General features: G+C 63.5%; 18 protein-coding genes. 9 read left to right on the top strand and 9 right to left on the bottom strand.

Annotation, left to right across the window (positions count from 1 at the left end; genetic code table 11):
• Positions 1-516: 516 nt before the first annotated feature.
• Together AC57B5_RS09510 and AC57B5_RS09515 are read left to right on the top strand one after the other, a co-directional pair.
• A complete protein-coding gene (locus AC57B5_RS09510) occupies positions 517-1,263 on the top strand; it encodes a Crp/Fnr family transcriptional regulator (protein WP_496399355.1) in 747 nt (248 codons plus the stop codon).
• Positions 1,264-1,382: 119 nt separating this feature from the next.
• Complete coding sequence (locus AC57B5_RS09515) at positions 1,383-1,541, top strand: DUF3309 family protein (protein WP_013801900.1); 159 nt, start codon at positions 1,383-1,385, stop codon at positions 1,539-1,541.
• Here the strand turns inward: AC57B5_RS09515 and AC57B5_RS09520 are convergent.
• Positions 1,538-2,188, bottom strand: coding sequence for a GGDEF domain-containing protein (locus tag AC57B5_RS09520; protein ID WP_049801383.1), 651 nt, complete (start codon positions 2,186-2,188; stop codon positions 1,538-1,540). The genes AC57B5_RS09515 and AC57B5_RS09520 overlap by 4 nt on opposite strands.
• Positions 2,189-2,475: 287 nt before the next feature.
• Positions 2,476-2,700: a YMGG-like glycine zipper-containing protein gene (locus AC57B5_RS09525; RefSeq protein ID WP_496399356.1), complete on the bottom strand. Its 225-nt coding sequence runs from the start codon at positions 2,698-2,700 to the stop codon at positions 2,476-2,478.
• A gap of 275 nt (positions 2,701-2,975) precedes the next feature.
• Between AC57B5_RS09525 and AC57B5_RS09530 the strand changes: the two genes are divergently transcribed.
• Both AC57B5_RS09530 and AC57B5_RS09535 read left to right on the top strand, forming a co-directional pair.
• The gene (locus AC57B5_RS09530) at positions 2,976-3,218 is read left to right on the top strand and encodes a hypothetical protein (RefSeq protein ID WP_013801897.1); all 243 of its coding nucleotides are present in this window, start codon (positions 2,976-2,978) and stop codon (positions 3,216-3,218) included.
• Between the two features lie 150 nt (positions 3,219-3,368).
• Positions 3,369-11,924: a glycoside hydrolase family 94 protein gene (locus AC57B5_RS09535; RefSeq protein WP_496399357.1), complete on the top strand. Its 8,556-nt coding sequence runs from the start codon at positions 3,369-3,371 to the stop codon at positions 11,922-11,924.
• Here the strand turns inward: AC57B5_RS09535 and AC57B5_RS09540 are convergent.
• From AC57B5_RS09540 to trhA, 3 genes are all read right to left on the bottom strand, one after another.
• Positions 11,921-12,640, bottom strand: coding sequence for a Crp/Fnr family transcriptional regulator (locus tag AC57B5_RS09540; protein ID WP_013801895.1), 720 nt, complete (start codon positions 12,638-12,640; stop codon positions 11,921-11,923). The two genes, AC57B5_RS09535 and AC57B5_RS09540, sit on opposite strands and share 4 nt — an antisense overlap.
• 542 nt (positions 12,641-13,182) lie before the next feature.
• A complete protein-coding gene (locus AC57B5_RS09545; protein ID WP_199962451.1) occupies positions 13,183-13,506 on the bottom strand; it encodes a bacteriocin in 324 nt (107 codons plus the stop codon).
• 158 nt (positions 13,507-13,664) lie between these two features.
• Positions 13,665-14,318, bottom strand: a complete 654-nt coding sequence (trhA, locus tag AC57B5_RS09550) for a PAQR family membrane homeostasis protein TrhA (protein ID WP_496399358.1) — start codon at positions 14,316-14,318, stop codon at positions 13,665-13,667.
• Positions 14,319-14,524: 206 nt separating this feature from the next.
• On the opposite strand from trhA, the gene AC57B5_RS09555 reads away from it, so the two are divergent.
• The 3 genes from AC57B5_RS09555 to AC57B5_RS09565 all read left to right on the top strand — a co-directional run bounded on the left by AC57B5_RS09555 (position 14,525) and on the right by AC57B5_RS09565 (position 16,816).
• Positions 14,525-14,938 (top strand): CopG family transcriptional regulator, encoded by a 414-nt coding sequence (locus tag AC57B5_RS09555; RefSeq protein WP_034394959.1) that lies wholly within the window; start codon positions 14,525-14,527, stop codon positions 14,936-14,938.
• Positions 14,939-14,948: 10 nt separating this feature from the next.
• The gene (locus AC57B5_RS09560; protein WP_496399359.1) at positions 14,949-16,064 is read left to right on the top strand and encodes an extracellular catalytic domain type 1 short-chain-length polyhydroxyalkanoate depolymerase; all 1,116 of its coding nucleotides are present in this window, start codon (positions 14,949-14,951) and stop codon (positions 16,062-16,064) included.
• Positions 16,065-16,375: 311 nt separating this feature from the next.
• Positions 16,376-16,816 (top strand): hypothetical protein, encoded by a 441-nt coding sequence (locus tag AC57B5_RS09565; protein WP_043825141.1) that lies wholly within the window; start codon positions 16,376-16,378, stop codon positions 16,814-16,816.
• A gap of 36 nt (positions 16,817-16,852) precedes the next feature.
• Here AC57B5_RS09565 and AC57B5_RS09570 read toward each other — a convergent pair whose 3' ends face one another.
• The 3 genes from AC57B5_RS09570 to AC57B5_RS09580 form a co-directional block, all read right to left on the bottom strand.
• Positions 16,853-17,332 (bottom strand): GNAT family N-acetyltransferase, encoded by a 480-nt coding sequence (locus AC57B5_RS09570; protein WP_496399360.1) that lies wholly within the window; start codon positions 17,330-17,332, stop codon positions 16,853-16,855.
• A 155-nt stretch (positions 17,333-17,487) separates the two neighbouring features.
• Positions 17,488-17,925, bottom strand: coding sequence for an acetyltransferase (locus AC57B5_RS09575; RefSeq protein WP_496399361.1), 438 nt, complete (start codon positions 17,923-17,925; stop codon positions 17,488-17,490).
• Positions 17,926-18,343: 418 nt separating this feature from the next.
• Positions 18,344-19,285 carry a LysR family transcriptional regulator gene (locus AC57B5_RS09580; RefSeq protein ID WP_278537993.1) on the bottom strand — a complete coding sequence of 314 codons (942 nt, stop codon included), beginning with the start codon at positions 19,283-19,285 and terminating at the stop codon, positions 18,344-18,346.
• Positions 19,286-19,424: 139 nt separating this feature from the next.
• Between AC57B5_RS09580 and AC57B5_RS09585 the strand changes: the two genes are divergently transcribed.
• Together AC57B5_RS09585 and AC57B5_RS09590 are read left to right on the top strand one after the other, a co-directional pair.
• Complete coding sequence (locus AC57B5_RS09585; RefSeq protein WP_496399362.1) at positions 19,425-20,651, top strand: FAD-dependent monooxygenase; 1,227 nt, start codon at positions 19,425-19,427, stop codon at positions 20,649-20,651.
• Between the two features lie 564 nt (positions 20,652-21,215).
• Positions 21,216-21,596: a hypothetical protein gene (locus tag AC57B5_RS09590; RefSeq protein WP_496399363.1), complete on the top strand. Its 381-nt coding sequence runs from the start codon at positions 21,216-21,218 to the stop codon at positions 21,594-21,596.
• A gap of 27 nt (positions 21,597-21,623) precedes the next feature.
• Here AC57B5_RS09590 and AC57B5_RS09595 read toward each other — a convergent pair whose 3' ends face one another.
• Positions 21,624-22,910, bottom strand: a complete 1,287-nt coding sequence (locus AC57B5_RS09595) for an arsenic transporter (RefSeq protein WP_496399364.1) — start codon at positions 22,908-22,910, stop codon at positions 21,624-21,626.
• Positions 22,911-22,994: the final 84 nt, after the last annotated feature.

The raw sequence follows: 22,994 nt of genomic DNA on the forward strand, positions 1-22,994 counted from the left end.
CTTGCGACGCCCGCTTGGGTTGGCTGCTTCAGGCTGACCTGCGACATTCACGGCGCAGTGCGTGAGTGGCTGCAACGGTCAAGACCGGTCACTCGCTGGTTGTTCTGCAAGGCGCTGCCGGCGCCCAAGTTCCGAGATTTTTGAATTGGCGGTCATGGCGCCTTCCGTGCGTGGCATTTCTTCGTTTTTTTAGTTGCGTAGGCCGGCCAGCGTTATTTTTGGATCTATTTTTGCTATTTTTCTGTTCGCCAGCGCACATCATGGAAAAAATATTTTGGATGCGCAATTAAATGACCTCATCTCGGATTCGGCAGCAGAACTGAGTTTCATATGAAAAAGCCGCTTTCCCGGCAGCGGGCTTTGCGTACGCAGCCGCACATACATGGAATCAAAAAAGCACCATGATCAATAGTGCGGCCTGCTTGAAGAGAAAAATCATCTGATGACCTGGCTTCAGCGTCAGTCATCAAGGTATCCATCACGAGAAATGAACGAAACTCATTTCATTGGAATTGTATGAAAAATTCGGGCGCCCATCATGCCAATATTGAAAACAGGATAATACGCCTGCTTTATCCTGCATCGGCAGATCACTTTGTTGAGCACTGTGAAATCTTCGAATTGATCGCATTATCAGAATTGAGCAAAGCAGGCAACCCTTTGGAGCACGCTTACTTTCCTGAAAGCGGATGCATCTCTTTGGTCATGGAAATCAACAGCAACCATTCCCTGGGACATTCCCTGGCACATTCCCTGGGAATAGGCATGGTAGGGAATGAGGCGATGGTCGGGTCAGAAATCATTCTAGGCCATGCAACACCTCTTCCTTGGAAGATCTTGGTACAGCAATCTGGTACCTGCTGGCGAATAAGCCGCACGGATTTAGAAAAGCAGTGCACAGAGATCCCCATGCTCGGTGAACTGATTAAAAAATTCATACTTGTGCGCTTGCATCAACAGGCACGTTTCACAGTCTGCCTGAACTACCATACGGCAGCCTCCCGCCTGGCCCGATGGCTGTTGATGAGCAGCGACCGATGTGCCGGCAGCTTTCATGTCACACAGCAATTCATGGCATTGATACTGGGCGTACGGCGTGTCAGCATCACCAACATCGCCAGCAGATTTCAGAACGACGGCATGATTGCCTACAAACGTGGTGAGATGATGGTATTGAACCGCGCAGCGCTGGAAAACAGGGCGTGCAGCTGCTACGCGGCAGACAGACAAATCTATTCAAGAATCATGGGCGCCCCGGCCTGAAAGGCCAAAAGTCAACAAGTCAAAAATCCAAGGACGTGCGCCAGCGCACAGACCATCGCTTGGAAACACGATGCAATGCAACTCTACGCCGTGCATTGCAAAGCGCCTTGGAGAGCATCATGAGTCTGACCACCATTCTTCTAATCATCCTGATCCTGGTGCTTGTAGGCGCTCTGCCTTCATGGCCCCACAGCCGCAACTGGGGATACGCTCCCAGCATCGCGATAAGCCTGCTGGTGGTGGTGGTCGTGGTATTGCTGCTTACGGGGCGGGCCTAAGTGCCCTCAAAAACACTGAACTGATAGCCACTGCGCATGCGCTTGGCCCGATACATGGCGCGATCCGCATCAGCAATCAATTGCTCCGCAGACACAGGCCATTCGTGTGCGATCACGATGCCCATGCTGGCCTCCACTTTCAGCTCCAGCCCGTTGCAGTGAATGGGGTTGGCTATTTCCCTGCAGATCATTCTGGCCAGGGCGCGCAGCTGCTCCATTTCCGGAGAGGGCTCCAGCAGGCATGCGAACTCGTCGCCTCCCAGCCTGCACACCAGATCCTCGCGGCGGATGAAGGATCTCAGGCGGCCCGATACGACCTTGAGGACTTCATCTCCTGCACTGTGGCCATGGAGATCGTTGATTGTCTTGAAGCCATCCAGATCCATATACAACACCGCGATGGGAATGGCCTGGGGCATGGCAAAGCCGATCGCCCTGGAAAGCCGATCCAGGAATGAGAACCTGTTCGGCAGGGAGGTCAGATGGTCATGTGTCGCCAGGTGATGCGCTGCGCGTTCATCCGCCTTGGTCCTGTCAAGCTCGAAATGCGCTTTTCCCAGGGCGATACGCGTGTTGTGCAACTCCTCGCGCAGTGAGTCGCATTGCCGCTGCAGGCCTTGCAAACAGGCTTCAAGCCCCTTGCGCATTCGGTTTTCCACGGAGATGCCCAGCCAGTGATTTCGCTCGAAATCCGACTGGATGGCGTGGGGGCGAAGGCCTGCTTCGTCTGCAAAAAAAGGACCTGTTCTTCTTGATCCGATGTGCCTTGGATACCTTTGAGCCATGGTGTTCCTCAGAATTCGCCATGCTTGGGGGAAACGGATGATTCGCAGATCCGGAAGATGAATATCGCCTCACCATTTCACAGACAAGCCCTTGATCCGCCAGCGATTTCTACATGGCCATGCAGGATGCCAAGCCTGCATGGCACGGTTTACTTCTTGTCCTTGCCGACCTGGTTGCCGATGACTCCACCGACCGCAGCACCACCGACCGTTCCCACAGCGCTGCCTCCTGTGAGCACGGCCCCGCCGATCGCTCCTGCACCCGCACCGATCGCCGTGCTTTGATCCCTTTTGGACATATTGCCGCAGCCGGCCATGCCCATCAGCAGGACTGTCGCCGCCAGGGCGAGCGCATTGACCTTGATTTTTTTCATGGGAGAACCTCTTTGAAACGTAGTGGACTGGCGCATGGCGTGGAGGCTGCCCGCCCTGGTCAGGAACGCCGTCCACCGCACCCACGCGCTGCGCTGTGCCTGCCATGCCATCCCACAGTGGCCTGTTCGCACATCGCCGTCGGTGCGGTAGGGCACATCGCCGCGTGTTGCCCGTGAATGTTCGTCTGCGCACAGACGCCGCGGCCTGCGCCCCCTACAAGAGGGCATGTGTCCAAGGGATTGCATCCGCGCAATCCGCACCAGGAGTTCCGCCCATGCCCCGCTTTTCCAACCTCGTCCCGACCTGGGACACCTCCTGCGTCGGCGGGCCTGCCAGCCTGTCCCAGATGGATCGCCTCATGCTCACCGAGCACCTGGCGCACTGCGATGCGCTGAGAAGGCCATTGCTCGCGCTTTGGACGGGATTCACGGCCATCCACCGCATGCTGGGCGAGCGCACGCTGACGGGAATGCTGCTGATCGCAACCCTGGCCGCCGTCGTGTGGCTTGCTCTGTAGTGCGCTGCCCGGAAGCCATGAATGCAAATGCGCAAGCGCTGGAAATGGATACCGCCACATATCAGCCACCTGCTGGATGCCCGCCATGGAGAAGTCCTGGCACCCATCAGGTCGGAGCTTTTTGGCTGCGCACACTTTGAACAGTATGGGATGACCCTGGGGGGCGCGCATGCCGTGGGCCGCCCCCGTTTTGGCCAGGCGACGTTCTATCCACGTCTTGAAAACAATCTCAGATCCCTGCGCACCTCATTCAGGTACATCGCCGGCCTGCACCAGGAGGGCCATGAGCTGGGATCCGGCGCAGAGTGGCTTTTCGACAATTTCCACCTGATCGAGGATCAGCTGCGGGAGATCAGCGAAGGCCTTTCCATCCGCTACTACCGCTCGCTGCCCGTCTTGCAGGAGGCCCCGCTCACAGGCCTTCCACGCATCTACCAGGTGGCATGGTCCTTTGTCGCCCACACCGATGGTGCCTTCGATGAATCGCTATTGACCTGCTTTCTTGACGCATACCAGAGCAAGAGCGAACTCAGCCAGGGTGAGCTCTGGGCGCTGCCCACCACGCTGCGGGTGATTCTGGTCGAGAATTTGAGGCGCCTGGCGGAGCGGATTGCGTGCCAGGCGGCGGCCAAGGAGGTGGCCATCCTGGCTGCGGGCCATATCGACAGGCTCGATGCCGCCGGCTTCCACGAAATCCACCGCTTGATGCAATTGCGCGGCGTAGGCCAGGTCTTCCTGTCCCATCTGGCGCAAACACTCTTCGGGCATCGCTCGGTCTTCAGCGACGGCGCGTACATGCAGATCGAAGAGTGGCTGCGCAGTGCAGTGCCCGATCTGGCGGCACTGCAGGTGCAGCAGCATGCCGACAGCGCGGCCGACCACCTGAGCGTGGGCAATGCGGTGGCCTCGCTGCGGCTGGTGGGCGCCGGGGACTGGCCCGGTATCGTGGGCAGGACCAGCCTGGTTGTGCGCGCACTGCAGGCATCGCCCGTTTTCCTGGCCGAGGACGATGCCAGCCGCAACACTACGCTGCATGGCATAGAGCGCCTGGCCGCGCGCAGCCCTGATCGCTCCGAAGCCGCTGTGGCCAGGGCCCTCATCCGGTTGATGGGCCAGTCGCAGGGCGCAGCCCAACTGGCCGGGTACTGGCTGCAGGGCGAGGGACGCGCCCAACTGGAGGACATGTTCGGCGCGCGACGGCCCCTGGCGGACCGCTGGTATGCCATCCTCCTGCTGTCGCGCACGGTCACCTACATCGGCGCCGTTGTGGCAGCTTCGCTGGCCCTGGTGGCATGGATGCTGCACCTCAACGGCGCAGGCAATGCTGCTGCGATACAGGGTCCGCTGGGTCCCCTGGGCCCGCTGGACGCATGGGTGGGCCATGCAGGCCTGGCCCTGCTGGGACTGCTCATGTTTTTCCCGGCCTCCGAGGCGGTTTTGGCCCTGGTGAACCGGCTCATATGCGAGTCCGCCACTCCAGCGCATCTGCCGCGCTTTCTCTTGAAGGAGGGGATCGGCCCCTCGGCGCGCACCCTGGTCGTCATTCCTGCGCTGCTGAGCAAGCCTGCTGCCATCTCCGAACTGGCACACCGCCTGCAGCTGCACTATCTCGCCAATCCCGAGCACTGTGTCCATTTCGCGCTGCTGAGCGATTGGGCGGATGCGGACCTGCAGGGCACGGCCGACGATGAGCCGCTGCTCGCGCAGGCACGCGAACAGATACAGGCGCTCAACCTGCGCTACCCCGCCGGCGAGGGCCAGGCGCAGCGCTTTTTGCTGCTGCACCGCCCCCGGTCCTTCAGCGCGACGCAAGGCCTGTGGATGGGCTGGGAGCGCAAGCGCGGCAAGCTAGAGCAACTGGTGGCCGCGCTGGCGACGGAAATGCCGGCCCCCTTCCTGGAGATGGGCGTGCTGTCCGACCTGCCTGCCGGCGTGCGCTATGTGCTGACGCTGGACAGCGACACCGAACTGCCGCCGGGCCAGGTCAGGGCCTTGGTGGGCATCGCCGAGCACCCGCACAACCAGCCTGAACTGGATGCCACCGGGCGCAAGGTCATACGCGGCTACGGCATCCTGCAGCCGCACGTGGTGGCACCCTTGCCGCTTACGCGGCAAACCTCTGCCTGGCAGTGGCTTTTTTCCGGACAGCGGGGCATGGACCCCTACAGCGCAGCCACTTCGGATGTGTATCAGGACCTCTTTGGAGAAGGCAGTTTCATCGGCAAGGGCCTTCTCCATGTGCAGGCCCTGCACGCCGTGCTGTCGCAGCGCCTGCCCGAGGACCGCATCCTCAGCCATGACCTGCTGGAAGGCTCGCTGGCCCGCTGCGCGGCGATCTCCGATGTGACCGTGATGGAGTCGGACCCGCTGCACAGCGACACGGCAGCAGCCCGGCTGCATCGCTGGGTGCGCGGGGACTGGCAATTGCTGCCCGTGCTGTGGCACGGCAGGTACTGGCAACTGGCGGCCATCCACCGATGGAAGCTGTTCGACAACCTGCGCCGCTCCCTGGTTGCGCCCGTGTCGCTGCTGCTGATCGTGCTGTCCATGGCAGGACATGGCCTGGCCCTGCCTTTGTCCCTGGCACTGGCGGCGGCGGCCTGCATCACCGGGCCGTTGATAGGCGCCATCGCCGGTGCCCTTCCGCACCATGCGCGATTCGTGGGCAGCCGCTTCGCACTGCAGTGCGCACGGCAGTTGCTGCAGGTGGCACTTTCCGGCGCGTGGTACCTGGCGCAACTGCTGCCGCAGGCCATGCTCCACGCGGATGCCGTGGCCCGCACGCTGTACCGCATGGCCGTAAGCAAAAGGCATCTGCTGGAATGGACCACCGCCGAAGCATCCCATGCCGCCATCCGGCCCGGCTGGGCGCCGGCCTTGTCAAGGCACTGGCACAGCACCGTGCTCGCGCTTGCGCTGCTGGCGGCCCTGTGGCTGCTGCCCGCCCCGCTGCCAGCCGCGGCATGGCTGCTGCTGTCCGCCTGGGTTTTCACCCCGGCCCTGGTCTGGCTGTGCAATGCCCCGTGGCGGGCCCCTTTCAGCCATGCAGGGCTGCAGACCACAGACCGCGAACTGCTGCAGGACATTGCGCGTGACACCTGGCGGCTTTTCGAGCGCTGCATGGGCGAAGGCGACAACCACCTGCCCCCGGACAACCTTCAGACGGCGCCGTTCGAGGTGCTCGCCCACCGGACCTCTCCCACCAACATCGGCCTTTATCTGCTCAGCGCCGCCTGTGCGCGGCAGTTCGGCTGGATCGGCACCCAGGATCTGCTGATGCGCCTGGAAGCGACCTCGGCCACGCTGGCCAGGATGGAGCGCCACAACGGCCACTTCCTCAACTGGTATGACACCCAGAGCCTGCAGCCGCTGCTGCCTCGCTATGTCTCCACCGTGGACAGCGGCAACCTCGGAACCCATCTGCTTGCCGTATCCCGCGCCTGCCTTGAGCTGGCCCGCGCCCCGCTGGATCCTGCGGCCAGCCAGCAGGCGATCCATGCGGCCAGGCGCCGGTTGAAACCCTGCCTGGCGGGCGCAGCGCGCCTGTTGCAGCGCCCGCTGCAGCAGACGGCGATCGGCCAGTTGCTGGACAGCCCCCTGGCCGATCCCGCAGACATATCGGCCCAGATGATGCTGCAGGGATTGCTGCGCGACGCCTTTGCGGAGCTTCACGCGCTCGATCTGCCGGAACCTGGGGCAGTGGCCGACACCCCGCCCGGGCCGCAGGACCCCTTGCCATGGCTGCTGGCCGACCTGCTGGCCACCCTGCAGTCGGCGGCCCTGGACGTCAGCGCCGTCGGCGCGGGGCAGCAAGATGCGATCTCCCTGCGCCTGCGGACGATGGCCCACACCCTGGAGCAGCTGGCGTGGGATGCGGATTTCCGTTTCCTGCTCGACCCGCGTCGGCAATTGCTGCACATAGGCTACCGGCTCGAGGAGCAGCAGCTCGACGCATCGTTCTACGACCTGCTGGCCTCCGAGTCCCGCACCACCAGCTTGCTGGCCATTGCCAAGGGCGACCTTCCCGCCAGGCACTGGAAGGCGTTGGGCCGGCCGTTCTTCGCCCATGGCCGCAACGCGATTTTGCGGTCCTGGTCGGGGTCCATGTTCGAGTACCTGATGCCTTCGCTGGTGGCAGTGGAGCCAGCGGGCAGCGCGCTGGACGAGGCCAACCGCTGCGCACTGCGCGAACAGATGGCTTTTGCCAAGGGCCTGGGCATTCCCTGGGGCATGTCGGAAAGCGCCTATGCGGCGCGCGACCAGTCGCTGGCCTACCAGTACGCCTCCCAGGGAGTGCCCTGCCTGGCATTGCGCCGCACGCCGATGGCAGAGAAAGTCATCGCCCCCTACGCCACGGCGCTGGCCTGCCAGGTGGCTGCAGTACCCGCGTGCGCGAACTTCCGCGCGCTGGCCGCCCTGGCTGCGCGCGGGCGCTATGGCTTCTACGAGGCCCTGGACTTTTCTGCCGCACGGCAAATCCATGGCGGAAGGTTCACGCTCGTCAGCACCTACATGGCCCATCACCAGGGCATGACCATCGTGGCCCTGGCCAATGTGCTGCTGCAAGGGGTTGCACAGCGCTGGGGCTCTGACCACCCCCGCATCCAGGCCATGTCCACGCTGCTGCAGGAGCGCACCCCCCGCGAGCTTGCAGGCCTGAGGCCCGGCGCGCTGGCCGCACCCTTTTTGCATGCCCAGTCCCGACGGCCTGCCAACGCGATCCGCACCGTCGTTCCGGGGGCCCGGGCCCTGGAGCCGACCCTCTTGCTGAGCAATGGGCGTTACAGCGTTGCATTGCGCGCCAACGGAGCCGGATGGAGCCGCCTGGGCAACACCCACATCACGCGCTGGCGCGACGACCTGCTGCGCGATGCGCACGGGAGCTTTGTCTACCTGCGAACGGACCGGGACAGCGCCCCGGCGTCCGTGACCCGCAGCCCGGCACCCGATCCGCAGGCGGCCTACACCAGCACGTTCCACCCGGACCGCATGTGCTTCGATGCCCGCTGGCCGCAATGGCGTGTGCGCACCACGGTCTGGATCAGCCCTGAAGACGATATCGAGTTGCGCAAGGTCGTGCTGAACAACCTGGGTAACCTGCCCATGGACGTGGAGCTGATATCGGCCATGGAGGTGGTCCTGGCCGGCGCGGGCGCGGACGAGGCCCACCCGGCGTTCTCCAGCATGTTCGTGAAGGCGCAGTGGCTGGCGCAGCAGCAGGGCATGCGTTTTGAGCGGGTTGCCCGCCACAAGGAGGAGAAGGTGGTGCAGATGGCCCATTTCGTGGCCGGCACGCAGGGGGAGGTCCTGGGCCTGCGCTACCAGAGCGATCGGGCGAAATGGGCCGGCCGCAATCACGCGGCCAGCCAGCCGCAGGCGTGCCTGGAGCCCGCACCGGGTGAAGCTGTCGCGCTGGACACCGGCCTGGACCCCGTCGCCGTGCTGGGCGTGCGCATGCGCGTGGGCCCTGGCGGACAAGTGAGCGTGGTGTTTGCGACGGCTGCCTGCGACAGTGCCAGCACCCTCATGGCCATCCTGGACAAGTACCGCCAGCCCAGCTATGTGGAGCGCACCTCCGTGATCTCCGCCACCTTGGCGCAGGGCCAGGATGCCCTGCAGCACCGGCCCCGGCCCGAGTACCTGCCGGCACTGCAACTGCTGGGCACGGCGCTGATGTTCACCCTGCCCAAGCTGCAGCCCGGCCTGCACCCGCATCGCGCAGGCGCCGTCCGCCTGCCGCAGATCCAGGACCGGCGCGTGCTGTGGCAGTTGGGCCTTTCGGGCGACAGGCCGATCATCGTGGTGAGTGCCGCGGCGCCCCAGGGCCTGGGCCTGCTGCGCATACTGGGACAGGCCCTGGGCGAATGGTCGCGCGCCGGCGTGGCCTGCGACCTGGTCGTGCTCAGCAGCGAGTTCCACTCCTACTACATGCCGGTGCAGGCCGAGCTGAACGCCATCGGCGAACAGCATGAGGCGGCCGGCAACGCCCGCTCAGGGCTCAGCACGACAGGCTTTCATGTCCTGGGCCAGGACACGCTCACCCCCGCGCAGGCGGCCTGCCTGGAGCGCCTGGCATGTGTGCGCCTGCATGCCGATGGCCGTGCATTGCTGCAACAGATCCATGCCTGGAGCGAGCAGTTCGAGGCCCAGGCCAGCCGGCGGCGCACAGCGCATCTGCCCCAGAAAATACCGGTCCAGCCAAGCCGGGGCTCGGCTGTCCCCGTATCGACCGGACAGTTCCTCGGCGACCATGGCCAGTTCCAATTCGATGTCAGCGCATCCCGGCGTCCGGGCAGGCCCTGGATCAACGTCCTGGCCAACCCCGGCTTCGGAGGGCAGATATCCGAAAGCGGCGCAGGCAATACCTGGGCGATCAACAGCCGGCTCAATCAGGTCACGGCCTGGTCCAACGATCCCGTCTGCGACATGCCGTCCGAGTGGTTTTTTCTCCAGAACCGGCGCACACGCGAGACATGGAGCGTGGCCCCCAGCGCCTGGGGGCATGCCCAGGCCCGCTACAGCGTGGTGCATGGCCAGGGCTTCACTGAAATCGCCCACCGCCACGGCGACCTGGGCATCCGTGCGCGCTGGTGCGTGGACATCAGGACGGCCGTCAAGCAAGTGCGCATTACCGTGGTCAACCATGGCAACTCCAAGATGCACCTGAGGATGGCGGGCATGGTGGAGTGGATGCTGGGCGAGCGCCGGGCCGACCGCGCCACGCTGGAGACCATGGCCCTGTGGGCACCGGCACCCGACAAGCGCTTTCTGGGCCTGCTATGCACCCAGACCGAGGCTGCGGGCGGCTTTGGCGGCGGCACGGCTTTCTTCTGCGAATCGCATGCCGGCGAAGGTACCCTCGCCGGAAAGCACGACAGCCTTGACTGGACCTGCGACCGCAGCGAGTTCTTTGCATCCGACGGACATTTGCAGCTCCCGGCACAGCTGGGGCAGCGCAGCGGATACGGGCTCGAACCCTGCGCAGCCCTGTCGCGCCTGGCCACGCTTCGGCCCGGCGTGACCTGGGAGCAGACCTATCTGATCGGCCATGCAACGAGTCCCGATGCGGCGCGCCAGTTGCTGGAGCAAGCCACCGTCCTGGCCCCCCAGGCACGAGAACAGGCCAACAGCGACTACTGGGATGGCCTGCTCCAGGCCACGCAGATCCACACGCCCGATCCGCTGATGGACGTGCTTGTGAACCGCTGGCTGCCCTACCAGACGGTCTCCTCGCGGCTGTGGTCCAAGGCCGGTTTCTACCAGGCGGGAGGCGCCACCGGCTACCGCGACCAATTGCAGGACGCCATGGCGCTTGTCTGGGCTGATCCCGGCGTGCTGCGGCAACAGATCACGCTGTGCGCCTCACGGCAATTCATCGAAGGGGACGTGCAGCACTGGTGGCATGCGCCTGCGGGTGCCGGCGTGCGAACCCGCTGCAGCGACGACCTGCTGTGGCTGCCCTTCGCCTGCTCGCACTATCTCCAGGCCACTGGCGACACGGCGCTGCTGCAGCAGCAGGTTCCGTTCCTGGAGGCGCCCGCCATTGCCGACGGCGTGGACGATGTCTACGAAACACCGGGCATCAGCGAAGTTTCGGCATCGGTCTACGAGCATGCGGCGCGCGCCATCGACCGCAGCCTTGCCGTGGGCGTGCACGGCCTGCCCCTGATGGGCGCAGGAGACTGGAACGATGGCATGAGCGCTGTTGGTCACCAAGGCCGGGGCGAATCGGTATGGCTCGCCTGGTTCCTGTGCGCCATCGTCACGGACTGGATACCGCTGGCACGCGGCTGCGGCGACGAAGCACGTGCCGACGCCTGGCAGACAGCCCTGGCCGGCTGGCGCCAGGCCCTGGATGTTGCGGGCTGGGATGGGCGCTGGTACCGGCGGGCGTTCTTCGATGACGGCACGGTGCTGGGCTCGGCCCGGCAGCCCGAGGCGCGCATCGATCTGATTGCGCAGGCCTGGTCGGTCCTGGTCACCACGTCAGGCACCTCGCGCCCGCGCATTGCCATGGAAGCGGTGGACACGGAGCTGGTCCAGCCCGATACAGGCCTGATCCCGCTGCTGGCACCGCCCCTGGTCCATGGCCTTCCGCATGCAGGCTATATCCAGGCCTACCCGGCAGGGGTGCGGGAAAACGGCGGGCAGTACACCCATGCCGGAGCGTGGGCCGTGATGGCCGCCGCTTCGCTGGCCCTGCGCCAGGCGGCGCACGCCACCGCCACCGGCAGCGAGCGCCTCCAGGACACACCCTACCGGTACTTCACCTACCTGAGTCCGGCCCACCGCGCCAGCCATTCCGTATGGGGCAGCCAATACGCCATCGAGCCTTACGCCATGGCTGCAGACGTATACACCCAGCCCCCTTTTGTCGGACGGGGCGGATGGAGCTGGTACACGGGCTCGGCTGCATGGATGCATCGCGCCGCGGTGGAATCCATCCTGGGGCTGCACATCCACGCCGGGGAACTGTTCTTCACCCCCTGCCTTCCTTCCCATTGGCCCCAGGCCGAACTGGTATTGAAACGGGAGGGCCGCAGCATGCGCTTTCTCCTGATTCGCGGCAGCACCGACGCGCTGGCGGCCAGGTGTGACGGGGAGGGGGCGGTCATGCTGCAGGTATCGCAGAGGCTGCGCTGGACAGAGCTGGCAGCGCACAGCTGCTTTGTCATCCCTGTGCAAGAGGCCGCGATCGGGACCTAGCAAGCGGTGATGTCCGGCAGCAACCGGTCGTACTCTTTTCTCACCACCGCATAGCACTCGCAGGAGCGCTGCTCCAGGCCCGTACGGTCCAGCACACTGATGCGGCCACGCGAATAGCGGATGATCTCGGCGCGCTGCAGCTTCAGCGCGGCCTCGGTCACTCCCTCGCGGCGGACTCCGAGCATGTTGGAGATCAGCTCCTGCGTCATCACCAGGTCCGTGCCCTGGAGCCGGTCCAGGCTCAGCAGCAACCAGCGGCAAAGCTGCTGGTCAAGTGAATGGTGACGGTTGCAGACGGCGGTCTGGGCCATCTGGGTGATCAACGCCTGCGTGTAGCGCAGCAAGAGGTGAAGAACCGGGCCACCGCGCTCGAACTCCGCCTGCATGGCGCCGACCTTCAGCCGATAGCCCCTGCCGGCGCTTTGCACGACCGCCCTGCTGGTCGTGGACCCTCCGCCCATGAAGAGGGAAATGCCCACAATCCCTTCGTTGCCCACCACCGCGATCTCCGCCGACGCACCGTTCTCCATCACGTACAGCAGGGAGACGATCGCCGTCGTGGGAAAGTACACGTGACTCATGACCCGGCCCGCTTCATACAGCACCTGCCCCAGGGCAAGCTCCACGGGCTCCAGCGCAGGCTCCCACCGCTGCCATGGCTCGGGCGGCAAGGAGGCGAGCAAATGATTGCCGGTGGACGCGGCGCAAGAGGGCATAAAGGCAATTCCAGTGCAGTCATCCCGGCACTTCAAGAGAGTCTGGAGACAGCAGAAATGACGCTCTTGCATCTTACGGGCCAGGCCCACCAGCTCTGTGCGGTACCGCACATACCGGCAGTGGCATCTGTGCCTGGCCCTGCGGGCCCCCGCATCCAGAAAGCCCCCCGAAAACCCTTGTGCTGCCACGCTTACAACATAATTTGTCTGCGGCTGGTTTGACTACATCCCATCGCCTGGACCAGGAACACAGTGGACTTTCAGGAGCCATCTTGGCTTTTGAAGACCATAGGAGTTTCACATGTCCGTTTCCCAGAACACGCCAGGCAAAAGCCAGCAGCCCGTTGGCCAGCCCAGCAAGCCCCAGCCACAGCAAACTGCTCCCAAGCAGCACCAGCCGGGCTCCGCTGAAGAGCAAAAGAAGCAAGCCCATCAAGGGCAACCGAAGCAGTAATCCAGCCGCTCCGTAACGAAAAAGGGCCCTCGGGCCCTTTTTGATTTCAATGGACGCAAAGGACGGGTTTCTGTATTCGGCCGGTCCATCAATCCTTGTGTTTGATCCACGTGGCTCCAGCCGCCTCACCGCATCCGGCGCCCACCAGGCCACCGACGGCGCCCCCCACGAATATTCCAACCGGTCCTCCCACGGCTGCGCCCAGTGCAGACCCCAGTGCTGCGCCAAAAATCATGAAGCCGGCCACCATGGTTGATTTGGACTCCCGCAAGGCCTCTGCCTTGCCCATTCGAATCTGTGCTGCCTGGTCGGTGTCCTGCGAAGGAACGCCGTGCCCAGGGACCGCCTGATCGGCAAGATCAGGGTCCTGAGGCCTGCCAAGCAGTGACCTCAGTGAAATCGATGCAGTCATGGCCTTCTCCTCGAAGATGAGGAAGAGATAGATGCACCCCGCCTCGACCATGTTTTAAGCCCATGCCAGAATTTTCCATGAGGTCCGCCCCGCCGAAATTGCGTAAGCAAACAGCCTCATCAGGACGGCAGGGTGTCGAAGCCATGAATGGCAGGAGGTCAGGCGAGCAAACCGGCTACCGCGACGGTATGGCAGGCGCTGCCGGCAACCACGAACAGATGCCAGATGCCGTGCGCGTGGCGCATGCTCGCCAGACGACGGTAGAACACCGTTCCTGCCGAATAGAGCAGTCCGCCGGCGAGCAGCCAGGCCAGGGTCTGCGCACCATGGCGAAAGGCCACCGGCACCGCGCCCCCCAAGCTGAGCCAGCCAAGGCTGATGTACAGGGACAGGCGCGGCGGTGAATCGAAACCCAGTGCACGTATCGCACCCTGGAATGCGAGTCCCCATACGCCGCCAAGCAGCAGCCAAGCCCACAAGCCAGGGGGCGCCATCAAGGCAAAGGGCGTGTGGCTGCCGGCAATCAGCAGGTAAATGCAGGCGTGGTCGACGCGCTGCCAGAAACCCTTGCGCACCCCGGTACAGCCATGAAAGAGGGCCGATGCGCCAAACAGCGCCGCCAGAGACAGGCCAAACACCGCAGCGCCCACAATCTTGCGCGCATCGCCGCCGGCCACCGTTTCGCAGATGAGAACCACACTGGCTGCCAGGCCCACGGGCAGGGATGCCAGATGACTCCAGGTATTGAACCGTTCGCCGGGCTGGCCCCAAACGCAAGGGCCATGCGGCGAGCCTGCCTGCAAATCTTGCATGGAGCCTCCTGGCGCATGGCTGAGCAACGCCGGGCGCGGTGGCCCGGCCCGGCCACCCTAAGGCCCAGACGTGACAGGGCAATGATGGCAACGGACACGCTGGAGAGCCCGTCCACCGGACGCCACACGACGTGTAGCGCCAAATTGAAACATCAGGCCTTGAAACCATCCTCAAACCATCCATATGGATGGCATAAGGATGTTCCATGGCCACAACCACCTCCACCCCTCGCGTGAGCGAATCCGAGAAGCTCACCATCAATCTGGGCTATGTCGACCTGGGCCAAATCGACCTGCTGGTCGCCGAAGGCTTCTACGCAAACCGCAGTGATTTCATCCGTACAGCGATACGCAATCACCTGCGCAGCCACGCAGACGCGTTGCAGCAGGTCGTCGCCCGCAAGATGCTGGTCCTGGGTATGCAGCATTTCTCCCAGGCCGATCTCCTGCGGGTGCAGGCTGCCGGGGAAAAGCTGCAGATCCGGGTGCTGGGCTTGGCCAGCATCGCGCAGGACGTGCCTGCGCAGCTGGCCGCAGAAACCATCGAATCCATCACGGTGCTGGGAGCGCTCCAGGCCAGCCCCGCCGTTCGTGCCGCTCTGGCCGGCCGCATTACCTGAGAACCATTCCATGAAACAGCTTTTTCACGACATGCTGGGCGAGGCTACACGCCTGACGCGCACTGGCAATTTGCTGGAAGCAACCGAGCTGATTCAGCGCACGTTGCGAGGCGAAAGCCCGCCCGCGCCTGCGCCCCACGGCAAGACAGCCGCAACCAGTCACAGGGAAGAAGGCTGGATCGTCGATGCCGAAGCCCGTTTCATCGACGATGCTCCCGAACTCGCCGTGCCTGCGGGCTCATCGCAGGCAGACACCTGCAGCGACGAGCAATGGCTGCGCGGCAGCTACTCGCACGGAGGCCGGCAGCTGGCCTATCGGCTGTATGTGCCGCCAGGCAGTGCACTTGAAGCGGGGCCTCGGCCGCTCGTCCTCATGCTGCACGGTTGCACCCAAGGGCCGGAAGACTTCGCCGCCGGCACGCGCATGAATGACCAGGCACGCAGGGCTGGTGTATTGGTGCTCTATCCTGAACAAACACAGCATGCGAACTCGCAAAAATGCTGGAACTGGTTCAAGGCCCAGCATCAGCAGCGGGGCCGGGGCGAGCCAGCACTGCTGGCGGGCCTCACACGCCAAGTGGTGGCTGACCATGGCGCGGACGCATCGCGTGTCTATGTCGCCGGACTATCGGCTGGCGGTGCAATGGCGGACATATTGGGACGCACCTATCCTGAGCTGTTCGCCGCCGTGGGCGTGCATTCGGGCTTGCCCGCCGGTGCTGCGTCCAATCTGCCATCAGCCCTCGAGGCGATGCGAAGAGGCGCAGCATCAGGCTCGGCCAGCGGTCCCAGCGTGTGTCCGGTGATCGTGTTTCACGGCGATGCCGACACGACGGTGCACCACGACAACGGCGCGGCCGTGGTGAATGCTGCACGCAGCGCGCAAAGTCCCCAAGGCGCACCTCGCGTCATCCAGGGCCATGCGCCGAACCGCCAGCGATTCACCCGCTCTGCCTATGTCGCGGCCGACGGAAGTACTGCCATTGAACACTGGCAACTGCATGGCGCAGGCCACGCATGGTCCGGCGGCAGCTCAGAGGGCAGCTACACCACGCCAGGAGGAATCGACGCCAGCGCCGAGATGCTGCGCTTCTTCCTTTCGCACAAGCGTGCTCACGGCTGCTGACGCGCGGCACCGGCAGCGAGCTCGCGAGGAGGCCCTGGGCGGCAGCAACCGCTGCGGAGCAGCCGGCAGCTGCAGGTTTCCGAACACTGGTCCCAGGCTGAGAGCTGGACGCAGGAGCTTCAACATCGAACATCGGCGGCGATCAACAGTTGAACTTGATGGTCGCTGGCTGCAATCTCCAAGAATCGGCGTCCACCTCGGCCCGGCCCCTTGGCGACGATTCACCGTGCCATCAGGCAAAATCCGGAACATCGGGAACGCTTGGCGTCAGGTCTGCCGAGAGGCCCAACTTGAAGAATGGAACAGTATCAATGGCACTGACGAAGAAGGGCGAGTTCTGGTACGGGACGACTTCCGGCGACACCCAAGCCGAGCTGCGCAGCTACAGCGTTGCGAATGGCCATGAGGCCGTCCGGTTTGCCTCGTCCAAATGCGATTGCGGGTGCCGGACTTTTGCGCTGCAGACGGATGAGGAAGCCGGCGTGGCCATCCGCACCTGCACCGACTGCGGGCAGGAACACCTGATGGGCGACAGCGCGGAATATGTTGAAGAGGCCACCCCCGAGGCACACGAGTGCGTGTGCGAGAACGAGACGTTCGAACTGATGTCCGGCGTCTCCGTGTACGAAGGCACACATGACGTGCGCTGGTACTACATCGCTTGCCACTGCGTGGAATGCAATCTGGTTGGAGTCTTCGCAGACTGGAAGTGTGAAGCGGGTGATGCGGCGGCCTTCCTCGCCAAGGTATGAGCGCGCGGGATCAAGACGCGCTGCTCAAATATCTGGTCAAGCGGGTTTGCCGGGTGCATGCAGGCGATAGCGCAAAAAACGAGTCCCCTCGATATCCAATGCGCCATCTGGCCGAAATCCCAGCTTGAGAATCCCTTTTATTCTGGTTCTTGAAGGTGGCAGCAAAATCGTGATGGAGTTCAGCCCCAAGCCAGTGAATGCACGTTTCACTATCTCTTGATAGATGGCCTTGCCACTTCCCCAGAACTTGGGGTGAAGCACCAAAGCGAGGTCGGCATCACCTTCCTCGTACTGCAAGCCGCCCCAGCCGGCAAATTGCTGATCAATTTCAAACGCCCATGGCCCATAGCCGTATTGCTGCCACTGGGCATCTTTTTGCTGAGCCCACTCATTTGCTTTCGCCAGGTCGAAATCCGCATTTCCAAGCGGCATTTGTCGCAGCACATCTGGATTGTTGTTCAGCGAAACAATATGAGCCGGATCAACTTCAGTGAGCCGCTTAAATTTCAAAATCATGCCTTTATCTGGTTGTCTATCCATCAAATTCAAAGCGTACAAAAACGGTGGTTGCCGACCGTGTATCTGAGCGTCAACCAAGGGGGCAACAGTCCACAGTAAGGGGTTGCTGCTGCTGCAAGGCAGGCCCCATGCGAGCTGCGGCCTGCTTCCAGCTAGCCCTGGTATCGCAGGTGAACAAGAGGATAAGGGCGTCCCTGCGAATCCACCTGCGAACGTCCAGTTTCAACGAACCCCATCCGTTGATAGAAGCCAACCGCTTGGGAGTTCTGCATGTTGACGTCTGTGCTCAATTCCCCGTGCAGCGCCAATCCATGCTGCAACAACCTGCGGCCGATGCCGGTGCCACGGACATCCGGATCGATGAACAGCGCCTCCATGTGCGTGCCATCGATCAGCATAAAGCCATGGGGCTGGTCATGTTCATCCACAGCAACAGTCACCGGCGCATGAGGCAGAAACTCGACCACTTCGGCATCAATTGCCTTTCGATCATCGGGACTGAGAAAGTGATGGGTGGCGTCCACGGAACGCCGCCAAAGGTCAACCAGAGCGGCGCCATCTTCAGGACGTGATGTGCGGAGTGTGTACATGGCAACTTTGCAAATGATTCAGCGTTGCGTGAAGTATGACGGGACACACCTGCGAAGTCGCCTCGGCTCCTGTGGAATGCGCTGAACGCCGGCTTTGTGTCGCCAGCGCCTATTCGTGGGCCGCGATAGCGGATTTCCAGGAGTCCCTTGGGTCACCGTCAGCTAGTTAACTGAAGTCCGTCGCTGGGCCGGCTTGAGCCTTGGTGCTCGGATGACCGGCATGCGACCGTGACTGAATGAGACCATGAGCGACAGCAATCGCTGTAAAGCGGGCGCCAGCCGGGGCCCTTTCGGTCGGCACCCTGGGCCGCGACCAGCGAAGGTCGCGCACCGCCACAAGCTGACATTTAAACGTCATGCCGAGCGACTGCTCGCGCTCCGAAGGTCTCCACTTTGAGCCCAGTGCATCACTTCGATCCTAGGGCGACCCATGAGATCGGGGGTTCATGGGAGGGTTAACTGATCCAGCCAACCGTACCTGTATCAATTCCAGCAGCGCCCGGACACGCGCAGTCACGGAATGGCGATGGCTGTATGCCCCCAGCAATTGCAAAGGGGCAGGACAAAGGTCTAGTGGCACTTCCTGCAATCGACCTGCTGCAAGGTCTTCCTGGCAGGGGTAGGCCGCCACAATCGCGAAGCCGATGCCTTGCCGTGCGCCTGCAACGGCCAGCTCTCCGCTGTTGACGCGGTAGCGGCTGCGGACCGGCACCTTGACGATTTCTCCCGCTGCGTCTTGAAACTGCCAGGGCTGGCCCTTCAGCGCACTGAGGGTGGTGATGCAGGGCAGAGATTTCAGCTCGCGCACGTGGCGTGGCATCCCGGTTTTGGCCAGCAAGGAGGGGGCGGCAACCACGATGCTGGGCAGTGTGGCCAGTTCGCGGGTGATGAAAGCACTGTCTTCCTGAGGACCCCGGTGGAAGACGATGGAAAGGTCAACGTCTTCTCGAAGCACTTCCAGTCCGGTCATCCGGGTATCGCATTCCAGCTCGATCCCCGGATGAAGGCTACAGAACTCAGCGAGGATGGGGGCCATCAGCCTGGGTGCCTCGCCATGCATGCAGATCTTCAAAGGACCGCGCAGTTCGCGCTGCACTGCGCCAAGCTCCTCCTCCGTGGAGAGCAGGGTGTCAAGCAAGGGCTTGGCGCGTTCATAGAGCAGACGGCCGGCTTCCGTCATACGCAGGTGACGGGTGCTTCGCTCCAGCAGGCGTGTACCGAGTCTGCGCTCCAGTGCTGCAACGTGGCGGCTGACGTTGGAGGAAGGCATGGCCAAAAAACGCGATGCGCCGGCAAAGCTCTGCTCATCAACAACTGCCGTATAGACGCGGACGGCATTCAGATCGAGTGCATCGCGCATTGATTATCCCGTTTGAGGTATGAAAACGTCCCAATTTTGCATGCTAGTTCCCTGTAGTGGCGAAATTTAAGATGCACTTTTGCTCGATGCAACGCGGTGGGCTATGCGTAGGGCTCCATATCGACAGGAGAGATTCAGCGTGGAAATCGGAATACTTGGCGGTGGAATTGCAGGCTTGAGCGTGGCACTGACTTTGCGCAGGCAGGGTTACAACCCTCGGGTCTACGAGCGCCGAACGGCGCCGGCAACCATGGGGGCCGGCGTGACGCTTTGGCCCAATGCCAGCTTTGTGCTGCAAGAGCTGGGACTGCTGCAAGACATCAAGGCCATTGGCGGCCGACCACGGACAATGCGCCGCCAGGATGCCGTGGGCAATGCATTGGGAGGCCTCGATATTGCCTTGCTGGACCGGATGATGGGATACCCCACCTACACGGTGCTGCGCAGGCACTTGCAGGAGGTATTGCTGGATCATGCGGCTCGGGCAGGGATACCAGTGGAGTTCGGGCACCGGGCGGTGGCCATTGAGCTGGATGCCAATGGCAGGGCCATGGCCCATTTCGATAACGGTGCGAGCACTCGCCCGGACCTGCTCATTGGCGCAGACGGTCGCATGGATTCTGTGGCACGCAAGTTTGTCGCAGGTGACAACACGCCCGTCTATCAGGGCTTCGTGAACTGGATCGGCGTGGCGCAGGCGCAGCATGCGCTGGTGGACGATATTGCGATTCAGGATTTCTGGGGGGCGGGCGAGCGCTTTGGTTGCGTGGCGATTCGCCCCGAACTGGTGTATTGGGCTGCGGCCCAGGCTCGGCCCCTGTCTGAGGCCAGACCGGCCGCAGATATGCGCAAGGAGGTCGATGACCTGTTCGCGGGATGGCCTGAACCGGTCGTGCATATCATCCGGGCCACGCCCGCGAATGCCATCCGGCTGATTGCGGTGCATGACTTGGAGCCGCTGCACACATGGAGCCGGGCGAACGTGCTGCTGGTGGGTGATGCCGCGCATGCGCCGTTGCCGACATCGGGGCAAGGTGCCTGCCAGGCGCTGGAAGATGCGTGGCATTTGGCCCGGTGCCTGGATGCCACAAGCGGCGGCTTGGACGATGTATTCCAGGCGTTTGCGAGAATCCGCGCCCCGAAAACAGCAAGGCTGACGGAACAGGGTCGGGTCTTCGCACGCGGGCTGTTCGGCACCGAACCGGAAGCCTGCCGCATACGCAATGAGCGTGCCAAGGCGTCCAATCCGATGCATGACGTGCAGGTCTTGGCAGCCGGATGGGCACAGGGCCTGCCAATGCCTGTCTGCACCGAGGGCGCGCCAGCGCAAGGTGAGGGCTTCGGCAGTCTCTTTCGCATCGAATGATGCTCGCTGGACTCCCTGCATCCGATCAATTCGCATGTGGTTGTGACCGCACGCTCGCGATGAGGCAGTGGGCACAGTTATCGCTGCATAGCTGCCATCTGCACCAACTGCGCGAATGCAGACTCAGGTCCGGCAGCAGACAACTCCACCACTACGAGCTGCATCCCCAAAAACGGCTCGCCCCCTCCCCTCCCGCGCTATCATCCGCACCGGCCCCCTGTCCCGGGGCTGATGCTTCAAAACATCCGTCGTATAGCGGTTGAGCCTTCCCGAAAGAAGGCCTCGTCACGTCTGAACACCTGGCAAGTGGGCTCCCGCCCGCTCGTCCATACGGTTACGGGCGGGATGGGGCTGTCCGTAAGGCTGCCCGCACGTCTATGCGCGTGTTTTGAACATCCCGTCCACCTTTTCCGTGCTTCAAAACACGGGGCTGGTGGTTTCAAATCTCGCATAGGAGTACGGAACCATGAACGCCGTTTCTCTCGCTCTTGCCTGCGCGCCCTCTTCTGGCGCCCACCCTCCACCACGCACGCCAACGCAGCGCCCGCTACGGAGAGCCACGGCATGAACCCCACCAAGCCCGCTCCAACCACGGACAGCCACAGCGCCCGGCAGCTGTCCAATGCGCTCACCCAGGTGGACCATCTAGTGCAGCAAGGCTGTGCAGAAATCTCCGCCATCGCCCAGCTGGCCCTGGCCTGGCTGGAGACCCCCAAGGGCCACCGCCACATGGACGTGGTGGCCCGCGCCCTGCAAAGCATCCGCGACAGCGCCGAGACGCTGGCCGACTACGCCGGCACCGAGGCCCAGGCCATGGGCTGCGGGTTTGAAGACGCGGCCGAGATGCGCCGCGCTGAAGCGGCCGAGGCAGCCGCCAAAGCCATGGCCCACCTGTTTGAACGCCGGGCCAATGTGCCAATGCCTGCGCAGGACGGCAGCAGCTGATGGGCCAGCGCGCCGGCCGGCCGGCGTTCAGCCCACGCTCAGCCGCAGGGCAAGCGCGGCCAGCGTGACGGCAAGGACCGGAAGGGTCAGGACGATGCCGACGCGCAGGTAGTAGCCCCAGGCAATCGTCATGCCCTTGCGGGCCAGCACATGGAGCCAGAGCAAGGTGGCCAGGCTGCCGATGGGCGTGATCTTAGGGCCCAGGTCACAGCCGATCACATTGGCATAGACCATGGCTTCCTTCACCAGCCCCGTGGCCCCGGAGTGCTCGATGGACAGGGCGCCCACCAGCACCGTGGGCATGTTGTTCATCACGGAAGACAGGCCCGCCGACAGAAAGCCGGTGCCTATTGCGGCGCCCCACACGCCGCCGCCCGCAAACACTTCCAGCACCCTGGCCAGGGCGCCAGTCAGCCCAGCGTTGCGCAGTCCGTAGACCACCAGGTACATGCCCAGTGAGAACACGACGATCTGCCATGGCGCGCCCTTCAGGACCCGGCCTGCGCTGATCACCCGGCCATGGGCGGCGACGGCCAGCAAGAGCAGCGCACAGGCCGCGGCCACGGCGCTGACGGGAACGCCCAGCGGCTCCAGCCCGAAGAAGCCCAGCATCAACAGCGCCAGCACGGCCCAGCCTGCGCGGAAGGTGGCCAGGTCCCGGATGGCGGCCGATGGCGGCTGCAGCCGCTCCAAGGCGTAGGTGCGGGGCAGATCCTTGCGGAAGAACAGGAACAGCACGCCCAGGCTGGCGGCCACGGCAACCAGGTTCACCGGCACCATGACCGATGCATAGTCGTTGAAGCCGATGCCGAAGAAGTCCGCCGAGACGATGTTGACCAGGTTGGACACCACCAGCGGCAGGCTGGCCGTGTCCGCGATGAACCCTGCCGCCATGACGAATGCCAGGGTGCTTGCGGCAGAAAAGCCCAGGGCCACCAGCATGGCCATCACGATGGGCGTCAGGATGAGCGCGGCGCCATCGTTGGCAAAAACCGCAGACACCACGGCGCCCAGCAGCACGATGAAGGCAAACAGGCGCCTGCCGCTTGCGCGCCCCCAGCGGGCCACGTGCAGTGCAGCCCATTCGAAGAACCCGGCCTCGTCCAGCAGCAGGCTGATGATGATGACCGCCACGAAGGTGGCGGTTGCGTTCCAGACGATGCCCCAGACGACGGCGACATCGGCCCAGTGCACCACCCCCAGGGCCAGTGCCACGATGGCGCCGAGCGACGCGCTCCAGCCGATGCCCAGGCCTGCGGGCTGCCAGATGACCAGGACAAGGGTGGCTGCAAAGATCAGGAGGGCCGCAAGCATGTGCTGTTTTCTTCGGGGATGTGCAGGCGGCAGCGGGGGCCGCAGCGGTTTCGGTGGCGGGCGTCGGTGGCAGGCGTCGGTAGC

The sequence above is a fragment of the Delftia sp. BGA-UO-ETr-SB1 genome, from assembly GCF_059567865.1.